This is a genomic window from Curtobacterium sp. MCLR17_042 (assembly GCF_003234695.1).
GTDB lineage: Bacteria > Actinomycetota > Actinomycetes > Actinomycetales > Microbacteriaceae > Curtobacterium > Curtobacterium flaccumfaciens.
Map to the genome: position 1 here is coordinate 143,529 of NZ_QKTD01000004.1, position 19,075 is coordinate 162,603.

Sequence of the window (19,075 nt, forward strand, 5' to 3'; positions counted from 1 at the left end):
ATGGGCTTCCAGATTTCGAAGGCGGTGATCCCGGCCGCAGGGCTGGGTACCCGCTTCCTCCCCGCAACCAAGGCGATGCCGAAGGAGATGCTCCCCGTCGTCGACAAGCCGGCCATCCAGTACGTGGTGGAAGAGGCTGTCGGTGCCGGGCTGACCGACGTGCTGATGATCACCGGGCGCAACAAGAACGCGCTCGAGAACCACTTCGACCACGTGTCGGAGCTCGAGGAGACCCTCCGCAAGAAGGGCGACCACGAGAAGCTGCAGAAGGTGAACCAGTCGACGGACCTCGCCGACATGCACTACGTGCGACAGGGTGACCCGCTCGGCCTCGGCCACGCGGTGCTCCGCGCGAAGATGCACGTCGGGCGCGAGCCGTTCGCCGTGCTCCTCGGTGACGACATCATCGACGCTCGTGACCCGCTGCTCCAGCGCATGATCGAGGTCCAGGGCGAGAAGAACGCCACGATCGTGGCCCTGCTCGAGGTCCCCGAGTCGCAGACGCACCTGTACGGCATCGCCACGGTCGAGCCGACCGACACCGACGACGTGGTGAAGATCACCGGGCTCGTCGAGAAGCCCCCGCAGGGCGAGGCGCCCTCGAACCTGGCCATCATCGGCCGTTACGTCATCCGTCCCGAGGTCTTCGACGTCCTCGAGAAGCAGGAGCCGGGCAAGGGCGGCGAGATCCAGCTGACCGACGCGCTCATGAAGATGGCGAGCGCCGAGGAGTGGACCGGCGGCGTGTACGGCGTCGTGTTCCGTGGACGCCGGTACGACACGGGTGACAAACTCGACTACATCAAGGCGATCGTGCAGCTCGCCTCGGACCGCGATGACCTCGGCCCCGACCTCAAGTCGTGGCTGAAGGAGTTCAACGCGGGCGAATAGTCGGCCATCCCGCTCGGGTCCGGTGATCACGGACCCGGGCGGGACACCCCGTCCCGCACCGGGGCGGGACCCCGGAGGAACCCAGCGATGACGACGATCCCGACCCTGTCCCACGGGCGGGTCACCATCCGGCCCCTCCGGCTCCGCGACACCCGCGACCTCGACGCGGCACTCGCGACGAACCGCTCGTGGCTCCGCACCTGGGAGGCCACGAACCCCTCCGGACACGTCTCCACCGACGTCCGGGGCAGCATCCGCGCGCTCCAGGCCAACGCCCGCGCGGGACTCGGACTCCCGTTCGCGATGGAGCTCGACGGCCGCTTCGTCGGGCAGCTCAACGTCTCCGGCATCTCCTACGGCTCGCTCGCGAGCGCCTCCATCGGCTACTGGGTCGTCGAGGACGCCGCCGGCCACAACGTGACGCCGATCTCCGTCGCCCTCGCCGTCGACCACTGCTTCCGCTCGCTCGGCGTGCACCGGATCGAGATCTGCATCCGGCCGGAGAACGCTCCGAGCCTGCGCGTCGTCGAGAAGCTCGGCTTCCGGTACGAGGGACTCCGTCGCCGGTACATCCACATCAACGGGGACTGGCGCGACCACTTCTGCTTCGCGCTGGTGGCAGAAGAGGTCCGCGGGGGCGTCCTCGAGCGCTGGGTGCAGGGGCAGGTGCCGCCCGGCGTGGGGGCCGTGCCGCTCGCCGCACGCGACGAGGCGGCGATGCCGCTGGACACGACGCCCCGCATCTGACGTCTCACGTCTGACGGGCCTGGAGGCGCGGGTCGCCTCCCACGGATTCCGTCCCGACACGCGCAACACGCGTCCGGCAATGACGCGGCGCGGGAACCGCCGCCCCTACCGTGTTCGCATGGCAGGAATCGGCTCGTGGGGTGGCGGCATCGTCCTGCTCGTCGCGGCCGTCCTCTGGCTCGTCTACCTGATGCCGTCGTGGGCCGCCCGCCGCCAGTACCTGGCCACCGAGCGGAACGCCATCCGGCTGCAGCAGACCCTCCGGATCCTCGCGCAGACCGCCGAGCTGCCGGACGAGGTCCGCATCGAGATGAACGCGAAGTCCCTCGCCCAGGCGCAACGCGTCGCCCGGTCCGAAGAGGCCAAGCGCACCGCCATCGTCCGAGCCCACGAAGCCGCACGGCAGCGTGAGATCACCCGCCGTCTGGCCGAGCAGGCTCCGGTGCTCGAGCGGGCGTCCGCCGTGCCGGCCCTGACCGCGATGCGCATGCGCCGTTCCCGGCTCGGGGCGACCCTGTTCGGCACGCTCGGCGTCGTCACCGCCCTCGTGGTCTTCGTCGCGGCACCGTCGCTCTGGCTCGTCGGTGTCGCCGGCCTCGTCGCCGCCGGCGGGTCCGCAGCGGTCCTGGCCCAGCTGCACCAGGTGGCGACGGCGCGGAAGCAGCGTCTCGCGGCCGCCGAGACGGGCGCGACCCGCGCCTCCCGGCCGTCCACCGCCTGGACGGACCCGGCGCCGCCTCTGTCGACCGAGCAGCCCGCCGAGCCTGCAGCAGACCGCTCCTGGACCCCGAACCACGTTCCGAAGCCCCTCTACGTGGAGCGGCCGGCTGCTCCGGCCGCGTCGCCCGAGTCGTCGGCGGAACTCGCTGCCCGGCTGAAGGAGCGCGTCGCCGCGGCCAAGGCGGAAGCCGAGGCCGAAGCTGCGGCGATCCGCGCCGGGGAGTCCGACCCGTCGCTGGCGAGGGTGTCGCGGATGCGGCCCGAGCTCGAAGAGGCTGCGGCGTCGCTTTCCGCGCACGACCAGGGTCGTCTGGCTGAGCGGCTCGGGCTCCGGGCCCCCGCCGCCCCTGCTGCGTCGGCCGGCGTTGCTCCTGGCGCTCCTGCTCCCGCCGCTCCTGCTCCCGCCGACGAGCCCGCCGGGCCGCCGAGCAAGTGGGCCGGCATGGGCGTCCTCGACGACGACGCCTACCAGCAGGCCGACCTCGACGCGATCATGCGGCGGCGCCGCGCGGTCTGACCCGCGGCACGCCCGAAGGCCCACCTGCGATTTCGGCTGGGCCGAACGAGGGTGCTAGTGTGGTCGAGCACTTGGGGCTATGGCGCAGTTGGTAGCGCGTCTCGTTCGCAATGAGAAGGTCAGGGGTTCGAATCCCCTTAGCTCCACCAAGTGGTCCAGACGACGGCCCCGGGTCTCCCGGGGCCGTCGTCGTTCCCGGACCTGCTCGCCCAGCGTCGACCCGCGTTCTCGCGTGCTCCGCGGTCACCCGGTGATCAGGCAGACCGCGGTGACGACGAGTCCGTCCTGCACGGCCCAGCGGCCGTCGAACCCGTCGACGCGCCGGCCGCGGACGACCGGCCCGGGGACGAGGAACGACGCGTCGAACGTACCCGTCGGCTGGATCACGAGCTCGCACTCCGAGAAGTCCAGCCACCGACCGGTCAACGGGGACCACGCCTTGAAGACGCTCTCCTTCGCGCTGAAGAGCACCCGACCCCACGCGACGTCCGGAGACCCGGCAGCCAGGGACGTCAGCCGGTCGCGTTCCTGCCGCAGGGCGACCAGTTCCTCGACACCGTCCGGCAGCGGGCCGTGCGGTTCGGCGTCGATGCCGAGCGACACGACGTCGGACGCCCGTGCGACCGCCGCGGCCCGGAACCCGTCGCAGTGGGTCAGACTGCCGACGAAGCCCTCGGGCCAGCGGGGTGCCCGGTCGGCGCCGGGGAGGATCGGGCCCACCGGGGCCCCCAACCGGCCCAGTGCCCGCCTCGCGCACGCGCGCACGGTCGCGAACTCGGCCCGCCGCGCCGCGACCGCACGCGACACGACGACGCGCTCCTCGGCGAACGGCGACTCGGCGCCCTCGTCCGTCGTCGTCACCTCGACCTCGACCTCGTGCGGCAGGAGACCGCGCAGCGCCCCGGTCACGCGCCCGCTCCGGGACCGACGACCCGCACGACCCGACGCGCCGACGCCCCGGGGCTTCCCCACTCGTCCGGGTAGCCGAGGGACACCTCGTGGTGGGGGATGCCGTCGATGCGGTCCGTCACGGGGATGTGCAGGTGCCCGTAGACGACCGCCTCGGCGCGGTACCGGATCGGCCAGTCCGCCGTCTCCTCGGTGCCGCACCACAGGGCGAACTCCGGGTAGCGCAACCGGTCCGTGGGCGCCCGCACGAGCGGGAAGTGGTTCACGAGGACCGTGCGGCTGCCCGGGGGCAGTGCGTCGAGCCGCGCACGCGTGGCCGCGACGCGTGCGGCGCACCACGCGGCACGGCTCGGGTACGGGTCGGGATGCAGGAGGAACTCGTCCGAGCACACGACCCCCGCCTGCTCCGCGATGGTCAGTGCCTCGGCGGCGGAACGTGCTCCCGGAGGGCGGAACGAGGAGTCGTACAGCAGGAACAGCGGGACCACGACGAGCGGCCCGTCCGGTCCCGGCCACACCGGGTACGGGTCTTCCGGCGTGACGACACCCACCGACCGCAGGGCCGCCACGAGGGCGTCGTAGCGTGCGACTCCCCGGAGACCCCCGACGTCACCCGGGAGCGACCACAGTTCGTGGTTGCCGGGGACCCAGATCACCGTCTCGAAGCGCTCCCGCAGCGTCCGCATCGTCGAGACCACCTGGTCCAGACGGTCCGCGACGTCCCCGGCGACGATCAGCCAGTCGCCGGCTGATCGTGGCGCGATCCGGGACACGAAGTCGTGGTTGCCGGCGTAGCCGACGTGCAGGTCGCTGATCGCGAGGATGTCGGCCATACGGATCCACAGTAGTGCGCGACCCGACCCGCCACACCGCTCCGGTAGGGTGCGGACTTGATGAGTAGTCTCTCAGGACAGCGATCAACGGCGGGTGGGGCGGGGATGCACACGATCAGCGACGATTCGGTCCGGACGGTCGACGAGATCCTCGATCTCGTCCGCCACCGGCTCCTCGACGACGACCTGCCGCTCGGTGCCGTCCTGTCCTCCCGCGACCTCGCCGAGCGGAGCGAGGTCACCATCGACGAGGACGGACACGGGACGAGTGCCGTCCTCGACCACTTCACGCGCGTGCTCGCTCCAGCGTGCATCGCCGCCGACGACCCCCGCTACCTGTCGTTCATCCCCGCAGCCCCGACCAGTGCCGCCATCGCGTTCGACCTGGCGGTCACGGCGTCGTCGATCTTCGCCGGGTTCCGGCAGACGTCATCCGGTGCGGTCTTCGCCGAGGACGAGGCCATCCGTTGGCTCGCCCACGAGTTCGGCCTCCCCACGAGCTCCGGGGGGACGTTCGTGCAGGGTGGCACCCTCGGGAACCTCTCCGCTCTCGTCGCCGCCCGGGACCGGGCACGCCGCCGGACCCCCGTCGCCCCGGACCGGTGGTGCGTCGTGTGCAGCAGGGAGGCGCACTCCTCCATCGTCAGCGCCGCACACGTCATGGACGTCGACGTCGTGCTGGTCGACTGCGACACCGACGGATCGATGCGCGGCCCCGCCGTCCGGGCAGCGCTCGACGCTCACGGCGACTCCGTCTTCGCCGTCGTCGCGACCGCGGGATCCACCAACTGCGGGACCGTCGACGACATCGCCGGGATCGCGGGCCTCCGCCCCGGACACGACTTCTGGCTCCACGTCGACGGCGCCTACGGACTCGCCGGGATGCTGTCGCCCCTGACCCGACCCCTGTTCGACGGGGTGGCGGACGCCGACTCGGTGATCGTCGACCCGCACAAGTGGCTCTTCGCCCCGCACGACGCCTGCGCGCTCATCTACCGGGATCCCGAAGGAGCCCGCCGCAGCCACACGCAGCGAGCCCCCTACCTCGACGTGACGGCGGAACACGTCGAGCCCAGCCCCGCCGACTACGCCGTGCACCTCACCAGGCGCGCACGCGGTCTCGCCCTCTGGTACTCCCTCGCCTCGCACGGAGCCGCGGCGTACCGTGCCGCCATCACCTCCACGATCACCACCGCGCGCACGATCGCCGAGGAGATCGAGCGACGGCCCCACCTCCGCCTGATCCGGCATCCGCAGCTCTCCATCGTCGCGTTCGAGCGGGCCGGGTGGGGCCACGGCGACTACGCGGCGTGGAGCGCGACGCTGCTCGCCGAGCAGGTCGGGTTCGTCGCGCCCACCTCCACCGACGGACGTCCGCACCTCCGCTTCGCGATCATCAACCCGCGGACGACAATCGAGCTGCTGTTGCGGATCCTGGACACGTTGGACGAGCCGCGTTCCAGGTGAGGGCGGTGGCGGTGGCGGTCGGGGGCCGTTGACCGTTGGCCGTTGACTCTTGCGCCGTGGCTGACCGGGCGGTTGTCAGGCGGCCGGGCGCTGTCGGCCGGCGAGTGGCGAGTGGAGCGCAGTGCGCGGTGGTCGGGGTCGTGGGTCGGGGTCGTGGGCCGTGGGCGGTTTGCGGAAGGCCGTTCGAGGTCGTCGGTTGGCGGTCGTCGGTTGGCGGTTGGCGGTTGGCGGCCGGTCGGCGGTCGGGGGTGGGCGGTCGGCGGTGCTCCGGGCTCGTGGGGGGTCGGCCGGTGAGCGGCGGTCGCGGTCCGGCGGTCGGCGGTCAGGGGTGATCCGGACCCGTGGGAGGTCGGCCGGTGAGCGGTGAGCGGTGGGCGGTGAGCGCTGCGCGCTGGGCGGTGCGTGTCGGGGCGGTGCGTGTCGGCCGGTCGGCGTGGCCGCTGGCTGGTGGGCGGTGAGCGCTCGCCGGTAGGGGCCGGCCGCTGGCTGCTCGCCAGTGGCTGCGCGCCCGCGGCTGGCGGGCGGCGGCCGGGGCGTCGTGGCCGGAGCCGTGCTCCGGCCGCGGTGTCGGCATCGCCCTCAGCCGAAGAGCGCGTTGAGGGCCTCCAGATCGTCGTCGTCGAGGTCGGTGCTCGTGAGGTCCGACGTGGTGCGGTGGACCCCGTCCTGCCGTCGACAGTGAGCGGCCAGGTCCTCGAGGCCTGCCCGGAGCGCGCCGACGAACGCCTCGAACCACCGGTCGGTCGTCACCGTGGTGTCGACCGCCGTCACCACGCGCAGGACGTCACCCTCGACGCCGACGACGACCGAGACCCCGCCGAACGCCCGGTTGCCCTCCGCCGACGGCGTGCCGACCGTGCTGCCCCGCGCGGCATCCCGGCCCCCGACCGACCCGATGTAGTTCAGCGTGAGCGTCACGTCGGCTCGGTCGACAACACGAGCTGCCGCCGAGTAGCCGACACCGAGGTCGGGGACCGCGCGGACGAGTTCCTTCGTCTGCAGCACGCGTTGCGTCAGGTCCCCCGTCGTCTCGAGCACGACGGGGTACGCCGACGTGAACCACCCGACGGTCCGGTCCACAGGAGGCAGCATGTCGTGCTCGAGCCGACCGTGGCTCTCCAACCGCACGCTGAGTCGCTCCTGCGAGGTCAGACGCCTCGCAGCCTCCCCGAGGGCCGTGAGCACCAGGTCCTCCACGGAGCACGAGTACGCCCGGGTGCCGTCGTCGACGATGGCGGTCGTCGCCGCCGCATCGAGCACGAACGCCTCCGTCCGGGCCGATGCCGCCGGAGTCTCCGGGGTCGGCACCTCGACACGCAGGTCCGCTCCTGGGAGGGCACGGTGCACCGCCGACCAGTGGGTGTCGGTCTCGGTGGCGCGGTGGGTGGTGAAGACCTCCAGCGCATCCGCCCACTCGCGCAACGACGCCGTCTTGGCGGGCAGCGTGATGTCCTCGCCGGCCACCGCCTGGTCGAGCGCCGTACGGAGGTCCTCGGCGATGACCTGCCACGAGACCAGGTCGACGACGAGGTGGTGCGCCACGATCACCAGACACTGCCGGTGCGGCGTGGACACGAGCAGCGCGCGGGCGAGCGGGCCGGCGACGAGGTCCAGGCCCCGGTGCAGACGGTCACCGCCCTGCTGCAGCACCCCGTCGAGGCCGTCGGCGGACGTCTCCACGCTCTCGAGTGGGAAGGCACCGGCCTCGGCCACGTCGCGGAGGTGGAGCCGGTCCGCCCGGACGACCGCCCGGAGCGCGTCGTGGTGGTACCAGACAGCGGACAGAGCCGCCGCGACCTGCTCGATCGTCGCGCGCCGCGCACCGACACCGATCTCCATCAGCAGGTCCTGGTTGAAGTGGTCCGGCACGGCGAGGTCCCAGGCGAAGAACTGTTCGACCATCGCCGTTCCGCCCACCACCCCGGTCACCACGCCCTGCGATGCGCGAGGACCGGCAGCGGTCCGGAGCAACGGTGCGATCGCCCGGGGGGTCATGGCACCCATCACGTCCCGTGCTGTGGTCGTGAAACCAGTCGCGCGCAGCGCCGAGACGATCCGGATCGCCTTGATCGAATCGCCACCGATCTCGAAGACGTTGTCGTCGAGCGTGACGTCCTGGCGGACGAGCACCTGGCGGAACACCTGGATCACGGCCTGTTCCGCGGTGGTCGTGACCGACGTCCGGCGTGCGTCGTCGCCACGGGCGTGTCCGGCGCCGGACCCGTCGATGTCGGTCGGCTGTGGTGTCGTGCGGCTCGTGCGGCTCGTGCGGCTCGTGTCGGCCGTCGTCAGGGCCGAGCGGTCGACTTTGCCGGAACGGTTCAACGGGATCACGTCGATGGGCACGACGGCCTGGGGGATCATGTACCCGGGCAGCAGGTCACGCAGCGCACGTTGGACGAGGACCGGTTCCCGTGCGTCGTCGAACACGGCGTAGGCCGTCAGCGTCGCGCCGTCCTCGGTCGGGGACGCCACCACGACGGCGTCGCGGACACCCGGGACGCGGCGGACCCCCGCTTCCACCTCCGCGACCTCGACCCGGTGCCCGCGGACCTTCACCTGGCCACTGTCCGCGATCCGGCCGAGGAAGTCGAGCGTGCCGTCGTGCAGCCACCGCACACGGTCTCCGGTGCGGTACAGGGGCCCGTCCGAGAACGGGTTCGGCACGAACGCACGGGCCGTCTCCTCCGGCAGGCCGAGGTACCCCTGGGCGACGCCGTCCCCGGCGACACAGAGTTCGCCGACCTCGCCGACGCCGCAGAGACGCACGTGTGAGCCCTCGTGGACGACGACGACGACGTGGGTGTTCGCCACTGGTCGCCCGATCGGGATGCGCGACGGGACGGGTCCGTCGCCCGGGTCTTCCCACCCCGTCGCGAGCACGGTGGTCTCGCTCGGACCGAATGCGTTCACGTAGCGGACTCCGGCGCTGCGAGCCTTCTCGACGACGGCGGGGCTCGACGCGCCGCCGCCGGTCGTCAGGATCCGCATCGGCACCGAGTCGAGGTGCACGTAGTAGTGCGGCGGCAGGAGCCCGAGCGTCACCCCGGTCCGTCGGAGTTCCGCTTCCAGGAGATCGGTCTCGTAGAGCATCTCCTTCGGCACGACGACGAGCGCCGCACCGCTGAGCACTGAGAGGGTGAGTTCCCACACCGAGGCGTCGAAGACGCTGTTCGCGAACTGCAGGACGCGGTCGGACGACTGCGGTGCGTACGTCTGCCGGAGGTGCGCGCGGAGGTTCGCCAGCCCCCGGTGCGTGAGCACGACGCCCTTCGGCCTGCCCGTGGAGCCCGACGTGTAGACGCAGTAGGCGACGTCGTCCGGAGCGGGGAGGCGGTCGGGATCCAGTGCTCCGCCGCCCGGTCCGTCCTCGAGGACACCGTCCAGGCGGATGACGCGTGTCTCCGCGGTGACGCGCAGCGCGGTGTCGTGCGCGACGTCCCCGTCCGTCAGGACCACGGCGGGCGCGGCATCCGCCAACACGTCGAGGACCCTCGCGTCCGGCGAATCGACGTCCAGCGCAACGAAGGCGCAGCCGGCCATCATGGTGCCGATCATCGCGACGGCCGTTCGCGGTCCGCGTGTCGTGAGGAGCCCGACCCGTCCGCCACGGGGCACCCGCGCGGCCACTGCGACGGCGACCGCGCGTGCCGCGTCGGCCACCGTCGCGAAGTCGTACTCCGCCTCGCCCATCACGATCGCGACGTCGGTCGGGTGCACCCGAGCGTGGGCGAGGAAGGCGTCGACGACGGTCTGGTCACGGTCGTAGGGCACCTCGTTCGCCCCGAAGCACCACAGCACCTCGTGCTCGTGGAGATCGTCGAGGGTGCGGATCGCGCTGACCGGGCGGGTCGTGTCCGTCGCGAACTGTTCGAGCACGAGTTCGAGCCGTCCCCGGATCCGCTCCGCATCGCTGTGTGTGATGGTGCCGCTGTCGTACAGCACCGTGATCGCGAGATCGTCACCCACCGGTCGGACAGCGACCGTCACCGGGTAGTTCGTCTGCTCACGGGACTGGTCGAAGCGCAGGCCGAGGGCCGCCGGGTCCCGGTCCTCGTGGTTCTCGAAGGCGAGCAGGCACCGCACCGAGCCGTGCAGGTCGGCGGCGTCCTCGACGGTGCGGAGGGAACCGTACGCGTGGTCTGCGCTCCCCAGGGCCTGGTCCCGGACGGACCGGAGCAGGTCGTCCGTCGACAGGTGCGGTGCGAGCTGCACCCGGACCGGGATCGTGTTGATGAAGAGTCCGACGGCGTCGGCGAGTCCGCTGACGTCGTGGTCGCGGCCCGAGACGACCGAGCCGAAGACGACGTCGTCGGAGCCGCTCTCCCGCCCGAGGACGAGCGCGAACGCGGCGTGCACCAGGTTCGACACGGTGATGCCGGACGAGGCGTGCGCCGCGTCGAGGCGCCGCCGGAGATCGGAGGCCGTCGCGGATTCGAGACGACCGACACCGTGCGCATCGACCGAGGGGTCGGTGGTGGAGTTGGGGGCGGCGCCGGCGTCGAGCACGGGTGACCGGCCAGCCGAGGTGAACTCTGCTGTCGCTTCGTAGCCGGCCAGGGTGTCCGCCCAGAACGCCGTGAACGCACCGTCGTCCTGGTCGCGGATCCACCGCACCTGGTCACGCGGCTGGGCCGTGGCGGACCGGCGCTCCCGTGCGCGGTCGAGCACCGTCGCCGCTGACGCACCGGCTGCCAGGCTGCGGCACCCGTCCACCAGCTCGCTGAGGATGTGCGAGAGCGACCAGCCGTCGACGGCGAGGTGGTGCATCGTCAGCACGAGCCGCGTCTCCTCGCCGACCGCGCTCCCGGTCGAGTCGGTGGCGTCGGACCGCACGACCCGGATGCGCAGCAGCGGGTCCGTCGCGGGGTCGAACCCGTGCCCCACGTCGGACGCGAGCAGCCCGTCGATGTCCGCTGACGTCGCGGACCGGCCGCGGAGGTCGTCCCACGCCACCGGGATGTCGCGCTCGGCGAGGACGAATTGGAGCGGACGGGACAACGAGTCGGTCACGAACGCCGAACGCAGGGCATCGTGCCGAGCAGCGACCGCCAGGGCGGCGGTCGCCAACCGCGACGGTGTGAGCAGGGAACGCAGAGGGTCGGCGACGAGGTAGCTCTGCTGGACGACGTAGTCGGTTCCGCCCGCGAGGCTGTGCACGAGCATCCCCTCCTGCAGCGGCGTCAGCTCCACGGCGTCCTCGACGTGCTCCGGGAAGCGCTCGATGACGTCGATGTCGTGGCGCGTCAGTTCGACTGCGTCGGGGAAGTCGGATGCGGTGCGGATGCGGGGACCGATCGCGGCGCAGTGCTCGCCGATCGCCTCCACCTCTCGCAGCCAGGCGTCGGCGAGTCGCTCGACCTGGGCCTCGGACGCGACCGTGGTCTCGTGGGAGATGCGCAGCACGAGGCGCGAGTCGAGGATCATCGCGTTAGCACGAACCCCGGGCAGGAAGGCGTTCGTCGGCGAGACGGAGGTCCCGGCGCTGTTGAAGACCGTGCTGCCGAAGCCGTCGACCGTCGATCGGCCGAGGTCACCGAGGTAATTGACGGTGAGCGGCGTGGTGATGTCGGCGTACCCAGCTGGGCGCAGGCCGTAGGTGACGCCGTCCTCGGGGACGGCGCGCACGGCGTCCTTGACCGCGGCGACGGCGTCACCCGGATCGGCGACCGCCGTCACGACCAGCGGGTACATCGTGGTGAACCAGCCGACCGTGCGGTCGGTTGCGGGGAGTCCTCGAGTCTCGGAGCGGCCGTGGCGTTCGAGACGGACCGCGATCTGCGTCTGCCCGGTGATCCGCTCGAACGCCCGGGCGAGCGCCGCGAGCAGCAGGTCCTCACCGGACGCGCCGTAGGCCCGCATGACGGCACGGACCGAATCCTGCGTCGGACCGGGGGCGAGCGTGCGCTCCAGCTGGACCGTGGCTCGGGCTCGACCACGTGCCTGGGCCTGCGCCTCGGCGTCAGCTCGGGGCGAGAACCGCGGGAGTGCTGCCGCGGCGGCACGGTCGGCCTCCTGCCAGAACCGGTCCGCGCGAGGCGACGGGTGCCGGCCGATCTCGGCGAGGCTGTCCGCGAAGGACCGCAGGGTCGTCGTGGAGCGTCGGGAGCCGCCGGCGACCCCGGACATCCGCTCGCGGACCGAGCCGACGAGCTCGTCCGTCAGGATCCCCCACGAGACGGCGTCGACCACGAGGTGGTGGGCGGCGAGCACGACGCGGACCCTGACCTCCGACCGGATCACGACGACGCCGAAGAGGGGTCCGTCCGCCAGCGAGAAGCTGCTGTGCAGTGCCGAGGCGCGCTCGTGGAGCGCGTCGTCCGCATCGACGTCGTCCACGGCGTACTCGGCGAACGGGTACGTCGCCGTACCCGGCCGGACGACGAGCGCGCCGGCGGTGAACACCGCCCGGAGCGCGCCGTGTCGTGTCCACAGCTCGTCCGACGCGGCACGGATCTGCGCCGTGGTCGCCCCGGTCAGTTCCACCGTGACGTCCTGGTTGAAGTGGCTCGGGTCGGCGAGGTCCCACCGCTCGAACTCCGTCACGATCGGCGTCGGGATCACCCGGCCCTCGGCGACGTCCGCTCGGGCGTCGACGACGTGTGTCCTGAGCCCGGTCGCGAGTCGCCGCGCCGTCATCGCCCGCATGACTGCGCTCACCGAGACCGTGAACCCACGCTGGCGGATCACGGACACGACACGGATCGCCTTGATCGAGTCGCCCCCCAGCTCGAAGAAGTTCTCGTCCGGCGACACCGGCCGGCCGAGCGCCGCACCGAAGGCGTCGAGGGTGGTGGTGAGCGCCGGGTCCTCACGGCCCGCGCAGACCCGGGCCGTGCCTCCGGTCTGCCCGGCGACCGGGACGACGGGTTCCGGCAGCGCCGTCTCGTCGATCTTGCCGTTCGTGGTGAGGGGGAGCGCCTCGAGCGCCACGAGGTAGGCCGGCACCATGTACTCGGGGAGGCGTTCCGCGAGGTCTGCACGGATCCGTGCCTGGTCGAGCGCACCGTGCACCACCACGTACGCCACGAGCGCCGTCGACAGGTTCGACTCGACGTGCGGCCGCACGACCGCGTCGCGGACGTCGTCGACGGCGCGGAGGACGCGTTCGACCTCCCTGATCTCGACGCGGAAGCCCCGGACCTTCACCTGCGAGTCCGACGTGGTCCGACCGAGGTACTCGACGGTGCCGTCGTCCAGCCAGCGGGCGCGGTCTCCCGTCCGGTAGCGGAGTCCTGCACGGTCCGGATCGGGTTCGAAGGCCGCGGCGGTCCCGTCGGGGTCGCCGACGTAGCCGAGGGCGACCCCTGCCCCGGCGGCGACGAGCTCTCCTGGCTCACCGACGCCGCAGGTGCGTCCGTCGACGTCCCGGATGATCACGGAGGTGCCCTGCAGGGGCGTGCCGATCGGTACTTCGTCGCGGGCCCGCACGCCGCGCGGAACCGCGTGCACCGTCGTGAAGGTCGTGTTCTCGGTTGGACCGTAGCCGTTGAGGACGACGAGGTCGGGGCAGGCGGCGTAGGCGCGTGCCACGTGGTCGGCGCTCACCCGCTCACCGCCGGTCACGAGCCGCCGCAGTCCGCGGAGGACGGTCGCGTCCTCCGCGACGAACTGGTTGAACAGCGACACCGTCAGCCACATGGTCGTCGCGCCGTGACGTGCGATGGCCCCACGCACGCGATCCGGGTCGAGGACCTCGTCGCGGTCCCCGACGATGAGCGACCCGCCGTTGAGGAGCGTGCTCCAGATCTCGAGGGTCGACGCGTCGAAGGCGAGCGAGCTGGTCATGATGACCACGTCGGACGAGTCGAACGGAAGGTGCGTGTTCCCGACTGCGAGCCGCAGGACCGCTCGGTGCGGGACGACGACGCCCTTGGGTGTCCCCGTCGTGCCCGACGTGTACATGACGTAAGCGGGACCGTCGCTGTCGGTCGTGTCCGCTTCGGGCTGCCGGGCGACGTCGTCGACTGGGGCGTGCTCGCCGTCACTCGCGTTGCTTGCGTCTTCGTCTTCGTCTTCGTCGCGCCGCGCGTCGTCGCTCGCATCGACCACGACCAGGCCGGCCGACGAGAGTCCTGCTACCCGTTCGTGTGCTCCTGGCTGGGAGGCGAGGACGACGTGGACATCGGCCTGCTCGAACATGAGCCGGGCCCGCGCCGTCGGCGTCCGTGCGTCGAGCGGGACGTAGACCGCCCCGGCAAGCACGGTGCCGATGATCGCGACGATGCCGTCGACCCCGAGGTCCGCCACACCGACGGCGTTGCCACTGCTGACCCCGCTCGCGCGGAGGAGCCGGGCGACCCTGGTGGCGCGGGCCATCACGTCCTCGTAGGTGAGCGTCCGCGTCGCGTCGACGAGGGCGATCGAGCGTGCGTGTGTGCGCGCGCTGTCGGCGAACGCCGTCGCGAGCGTGTCCCGCGGGCGGTCGGTGCGGTCGATACGTCCGGTCTCGCTGGTCTCGCTGGTCTCGCTGGTCACGCTGGTTCCGCTGGTTCCTTCTGGTCCGCCTGGTCCGGGAACGACGGGTACCGACGAGACGGACGACACGGGGCGGTCCGGCGCGTCGGCGAACGATTCCAAGACCCGGCGGAGCGCGCGCAAGATCCTGTGGGCGTCGGCGTCATCGAGCACGCGCGGGTCCCGGATCGCGGTGAGCAGGAGTTCGTCGCCGTCGATCTCAGCCGTCACCGTGAGCGGGTAGTTCGTCTGCTCGACGGCGCCGTCGAACCGGAGGACGTCGGCGTCGCGGGCATCGGAGCCCTCGTAGTTCTCGAACGTGAACAGGCAGTCGAACGCGCTGTCCGGTCCGGCCTCCGCGAGCGCCGCGGACAACGGACCCGTCGAGAACTCGGCCGACGCGAGCGCCTGGTCGCGCACCGAGAGCGCCAGGCTCGACACCGGTGCGCACCCGTCGACCCGCACACGTCGTGGCACGGTGTTGATGAAGAGCCCCACCATGCGTTCGACGTCGCGGACGGGCGCGTCGCGACCGGACAGCACGACCCCGAACACCGCGTCACGGCTGCCGTTCATCCGGGCCAGGACCGTCGCGAGTGCCGCTTCGACGACGTTGGAGGTGCTCACGCCGAGCGGAGCGAAGGCACGGGACACCCGGACCGCGAGCGCGGTGTCGGACCGGACCTCGATCCGCGTCGGGTCGCCCGCCGCCGGCGTCGCTCCGGCTCCGCTCCGCGATCGCCCGGCGATGGCGGTCTCCAGCCCACGTGCGCTCTGGACCGTCGTCCCCGCGGTGAGACCGGAGAAGACCTGCCCCCAGTACTCACGCGCGACGTCGGCGTCCCGGGTGCGCGTCCACGCGAGGTGGTCGCTCGTACTCGGGACGGGCTCGAGGGCACCGGCACCGTGGTGGTGCGCGGTGAACCGACGCACGACCTCGGCCAGTGACCATCCGTCGAGGATGATGTGGTGGTGCGTGAACGTCACGCGGACGCAGTTGTCGGTCGCGAAGACATCCGTCACGAAGAGCGTCGGGGTGCCGAGGTCGAAGGTCTGGGCACGTCGTTCCGCCGAGATCGCGGCGATCCGGTCGGCGCACGTCGCCTCGTCGACCCCGGTCAGGTCGGTGATGCGGACGATCGGTTCGACGTGCCGCCGGACGACCTGGTGCGGCTCGCGGAGTCCCTCCCAGTGGAAGGTCGTGCGCAGCGCGGGGACGTCGTCGAACAGCGCTTGCACGGTGCGGGTGAGACGATCGGCGTCGAAGGGCGCATCGAGCCGGTAGGACACCTGCACGACGTGTTCGCGGTGCGCCTCGTCGGCGCTGGCGAGGTGCTCGAACAGCAGGCCTGCCTGCAGGTTGCTGACGGGCAGGATCTCCCCGGCGTCCCCTGGCAGGGTGTCGAACTCGGCGATGGTCAGGTCGTTCTCACCGTGGTCCGCGGGCACGGCGCCCAGGTCTTCGGTCCTCGTCCGGTCCGTCCCGGTCGACACGACAGCCGAACGGAGCTCGGTCACGAATCGCTCTGCCGGAGCTGTTCCGAGGGCGTCGATGCGGAGGGAGACGTCCACGACGAACTCGTCTCCCTGCCGCCACGCATCAACGACGAAGGGGTGCGTCTCGGCGTTGCCGGGGTCGGAGACGCTGCCGAGGGGGTTCAGGCCGGAGCCCCCGACGAGGGAACCGAGGTAGTTCACGACGCCGACGCCTGAACCTCGTACCGCCCCCGGGAAGAGCAGTTCGGCCGTCAGTCCTCCGCGGGGGACGCGGCGGAGTGCGGAGCGCGCACTTCGGAGTGCGCTGGTCCGGGGGCCGGCCGACACCACGACCGGGTAGACGGTCGTGAACCACCCGACCGTCGACGTGACGTCGCAGTCCGCCAACGCGTCGATGTCGTCGGGTCGCCCGTGGGACTCGATCAGCAGGGGCACCTCGGCGACGCCCCACGTCGCTTCCGCCGCTCGGGCGACCGCGGCGATGAGGACCTCCTCCGGCCGTGCCGTGCCGCGGTCCCGGCGACCGGGCGCCAGGGCGGGGACCTGAGCCACGTCGAACGACCGCCGTTCACTCCGCCGAGGTGTCGTGGTCTCCGGCTGGTCGATCGTGCTCCCGCGCGCCGCCTCGATCGCCGCAGCGGCTCCGGAACCCGCGGCGCGCTGCATGGTCGCCTGCCACAGTGCGCGGTCACGTTCGGCCTCCGGCGAGCGTCCGAACGCTGCCAGGCGTTCCGCCCAGGCGCGGAACGGTGTGCCCGTCCGCTCGACCGCTCGACCAGCCGGATCCGCGAGCGCCGCACGGAGGTCGCGCTCGATCGTGCTCCAGGAGATGGCATCGACGACGAGGTGGTGCGCTGCGACGAAGAGCTCGCGCCGGCGGTGACCGGCCCGGACGTCGTCGGACACGACGACCGCGGCCTGGAGCTGCGGTCCACGGGTCCACGCATGGCCGGCCATGAGCTCCGTGGCTCGACGCGCCGCCTCGGTCGCAACGTCGGCAGGCGTCCGGCCGGTCAGGTCCCACCCGGCCACCACGATCGGTGGGACCTCGCCGTCGGCGGGCACGACGAGGCGTCCGTCCGTCACCGCCGCCGCCAGCACACGGTGTCGGTCGAGCAACGCGTCGAGTGCGGCGGGCACGCGTTCGTGCTCGTCGTCCGAGAGGGGAACGAGGATCGACTGGTGGTGGTGCCGCGGCTCAGCGAGGCCGCGCGAGAAGAAGTCCGTGATGACGGGCGTCGGGTGGACCGGGCCGGCCTGGTCGATCGTGGCGGCAGCAGCAGTACGTGGGATCCGGACGCACTCGGCAGCCAGGGCGACGAGCGACGGCGCCGCGAGGGCATTGCGGACGGACGTGCGGTACCCGGAGCGAGCCAGGGCCGCGACGAGGCGGATCGCCGAGATGGAGTCCCCGCCCAGGGCGACGAGCGACGAGCCGAGGTGGGCGCCGTCGACGGCATCGGCGGGCAGCACCTCACGGAGGGCAGCGAGCACGGCTCGGTCGGCATCGGTGACGGGTTCCACGGCGGGTGCGGAGTCGTCATCCGACCCGAGGCGGTCGACGGCAACGGCCGCGAGGGTCCTGCGGTCGAGCTTGCCGTTCGCGCTGAGCGGGAGGGCGTCGACCTGCACGACCGATGTGGGGAGCATGTAGGTCGGCAGCAGGTCGGCCGCGGCGGCCATGACGGCCTCGCCGTCGAGCTCCACCGGTGCCGTGCAGACCGCGACGAGCCGTGTCCCACGGTGCTTCACGACGACGACGCCGGCTGACACGATCGGACCGATGCCGGCGAGCACGCGTTCGATCTCCACGGGCTCGACGCGGTGGCCCCGGACCTTGAGCTGCTCGTCCATCCGACCCAGGTACTCGATGGTGCCGTCGCGCAGCTTCCGCCCGAGGTCCCCCGTCCGGTAGAAGCGTCCGCTGCCAGGGCCGAACGGGTCGACGACGAAGCGCTCCGCGGTCAGGTCCGCGTCGTCGAGGTACCCCAGCGCGACTCCGGCACCGCCGATGTGGATCTCGCCGGGCTGCCCGACCGCGACGAGCCGCCCGCCCCGTGCGATGCGGACGTCGACGCCGGCGATCGGTGCCCCGATCGGCACGCGGGCGGCGCCGACGACGTGCGTGTGGGAGGTCGCGTCGACCGTCGCCTCGGTCGGACCGTAGACGTTCACGACCTGCGCGCCGGACCACCCAGCGAGGGCATCGGCGAGCTCGGCCGACAGCGGCTCCCCACCGACGAGGATGCAGGCCAACGCAGGTGCAGTCGCGGGGTCCTGCGCGGCGAGGACGGCGAGGTAAGACGGAGTGCCGTCCAACGCGTCCACGCCGGCAGCGGTGAGCCGCCCACCCATCGTGGCGACGTCGTCGCGTTCGTCCTCGGTGATGATGTGGAGCGTCCGACCGGTCGTCAGCGCACCGTAGGTCATCTTGATGGACGCGTCGAACGTGAACGGGGAGACGACACCGACGGTCGAGACCCCGTGCGCGTCGAAGAGGGGACCGACGAAGGCGGACACGAGGTTGTCCAGCCCCCGGTCGGAGACCACGACCGCCTTCGGTCGTCCGGTCGAACCCGAGGTGAAGATCACGTAGACGGGTCGATCAGGATCCGTACGGGGCGGGCGCACCGTGCCACCCCTGGACGTGCTGGCGGGGAAGGTGATCACCGGGGCGTCGTACTCGTCCGCCGAGAGCGTGGCGTCGGCATCGACGATCGCATCCGGTCGAGCGAGCCGCACCAGGTCGGCCCGCCGGGCCGCCGGCGCGGCAGCGTCGATCGGCACGAACGCCGCGCCGACGAGCAGACAGGCGACCTGGGCGACGACGAGCCGCGGCGACCGGGAACCGGTGATCGCGACACGAGACCCCGCACCGACGCCGCGCTCTCGCATGGCACGCGCGAGGGCGCTCGCCGCGGCACCGAGCTCGCCGTAGGTGATCTTCGTCGTCCCCTGCGAGATCGCCGTGCTCGCAGGCGTGGCCGCGATGTGCGAGCAGATGCGTTCGATGGTGCTCATGATCTCCTTCGTGGTG

At 72.0% G+C, this 19,075-nt stretch carries 7 protein-coding genes and 1 tRNA gene; 5 read left to right on the plus strand and 3 right to left on the minus strand.

Annotation, left to right across the window (positions count from 1 at the left end; translation table 11 throughout):
- The 4 genes from galU to DEJ02_RS06445 all read left to right on the plus strand — a co-directional run bounded on the left by galU (position 1) and on the right by DEJ02_RS06445 (position 3,024).
- A complete protein-coding gene (gene galU, locus DEJ02_RS06430) occupies positions 1-891 on the plus strand; it encodes a UTP--glucose-1-phosphate uridylyltransferase GalU (RefSeq protein ID WP_027466560.1) in 891 nt (296 codons plus the stop codon).
- Positions 892-978: 87 nt separating this feature from the next.
- Complete coding sequence (locus tag DEJ02_RS06435) at positions 979-1,638, plus strand: GNAT family N-acetyltransferase (RefSeq protein WP_110865431.1); 660 nt, start codon at positions 979-981, stop codon at positions 1,636-1,638.
- Between the two features lie 118 nt (positions 1,639-1,756).
- Positions 1,757-2,875 (plus strand): hypothetical protein, encoded by a 1,119-nt coding sequence (locus DEJ02_RS06440; protein ID WP_111032385.1) that lies wholly within the window; start codon positions 1,757-1,759, stop codon positions 2,873-2,875.
- Positions 2,876-2,948: 73 nt separating this feature from the next.
- Positions 2,949-3,024 (plus strand) — tRNA-Ala (locus DEJ02_RS06445).
- A gap of 94 nt (positions 3,025-3,118) precedes the next feature.
- On the opposite strand, the gene DEJ02_RS06450 is transcribed toward DEJ02_RS06445, so the two are convergent.
- Entirely contained in the window at positions 3,119-3,784 is a 666-nt protein-coding gene (locus tag DEJ02_RS06450; RefSeq protein ID WP_220035337.1) for a 4'-phosphopantetheinyl transferase, read from the minus strand.
- Positions 3,781-4,617, minus strand: a complete 837-nt coding sequence (locus DEJ02_RS06455) for a metallophosphoesterase (protein ID WP_111032386.1) — start codon at positions 4,615-4,617, stop codon at positions 3,781-3,783. The genes DEJ02_RS06450 and DEJ02_RS06455 overlap by 4 nt, the downstream gene beginning before the upstream one ends.
- 105 nt (positions 4,618-4,722) lie before the next feature.
- Here DEJ02_RS06455 and DEJ02_RS06460 point away from each other — a divergent pair, with 105 nt between their 5' ends.
- Positions 4,723-6,084 (plus strand): aminotransferase class V-fold PLP-dependent enzyme, encoded by a 1,362-nt coding sequence (locus DEJ02_RS06460; RefSeq protein ID WP_258378674.1) that lies wholly within the window; start codon positions 4,723-4,725, stop codon positions 6,082-6,084.
- A 579-nt stretch (positions 6,085-6,663) separates the two neighbouring features.
- Here DEJ02_RS06460 and DEJ02_RS06470 read toward each other — a convergent pair.
- A complete protein-coding gene (locus DEJ02_RS06470) occupies positions 6,664-19,059 on the minus strand; it encodes a non-ribosomal peptide synthetase (protein ID WP_111032389.1) in 12,396 nt (4,131 codons plus the stop codon).
- Positions 19,060-19,075: the final 16 nt, after the last annotated feature.

Coding starts and splice junctions, on each gene's coding strand:
- DEJ02_RS06455 (WP_111032386.1), bottom strand. CDS start 4,617: ATGGCCGACATCCTCGCGATCAGCGACCTGCACGTCGGCTACGCCGGC.
- DEJ02_RS06470 (WP_111032389.1), bottom strand. CDS start 19,059: ATGAGCACCATCGAACGCATCTGCTCGCACATCGCGGCCACGCCTGCG.
- DEJ02_RS06440 (WP_111032385.1), top strand. CDS start 1,757: ATGGCAGGAATCGGCTCGTGGGGTGGCGGCATCGTCCTGCTCGTCGCG.
- DEJ02_RS06435 (WP_110865431.1), top strand. CDS start 979: ATGACGACGATCCCGACCCTGTCCCACGGGCGGGTCACCATCCGGCCC.
- DEJ02_RS06460 (WP_258378674.1), top strand. CDS start 4,723: ATGCACACGATCAGCGACGATTCGGTCCGGACGGTCGACGAGATCCTC.
- galU (WP_027466560.1), top strand. CDS start 1: ATGGGCTTCCAGATTTCGAAGGCGGTGATCCCGGCCGCAGGGCTGGGT.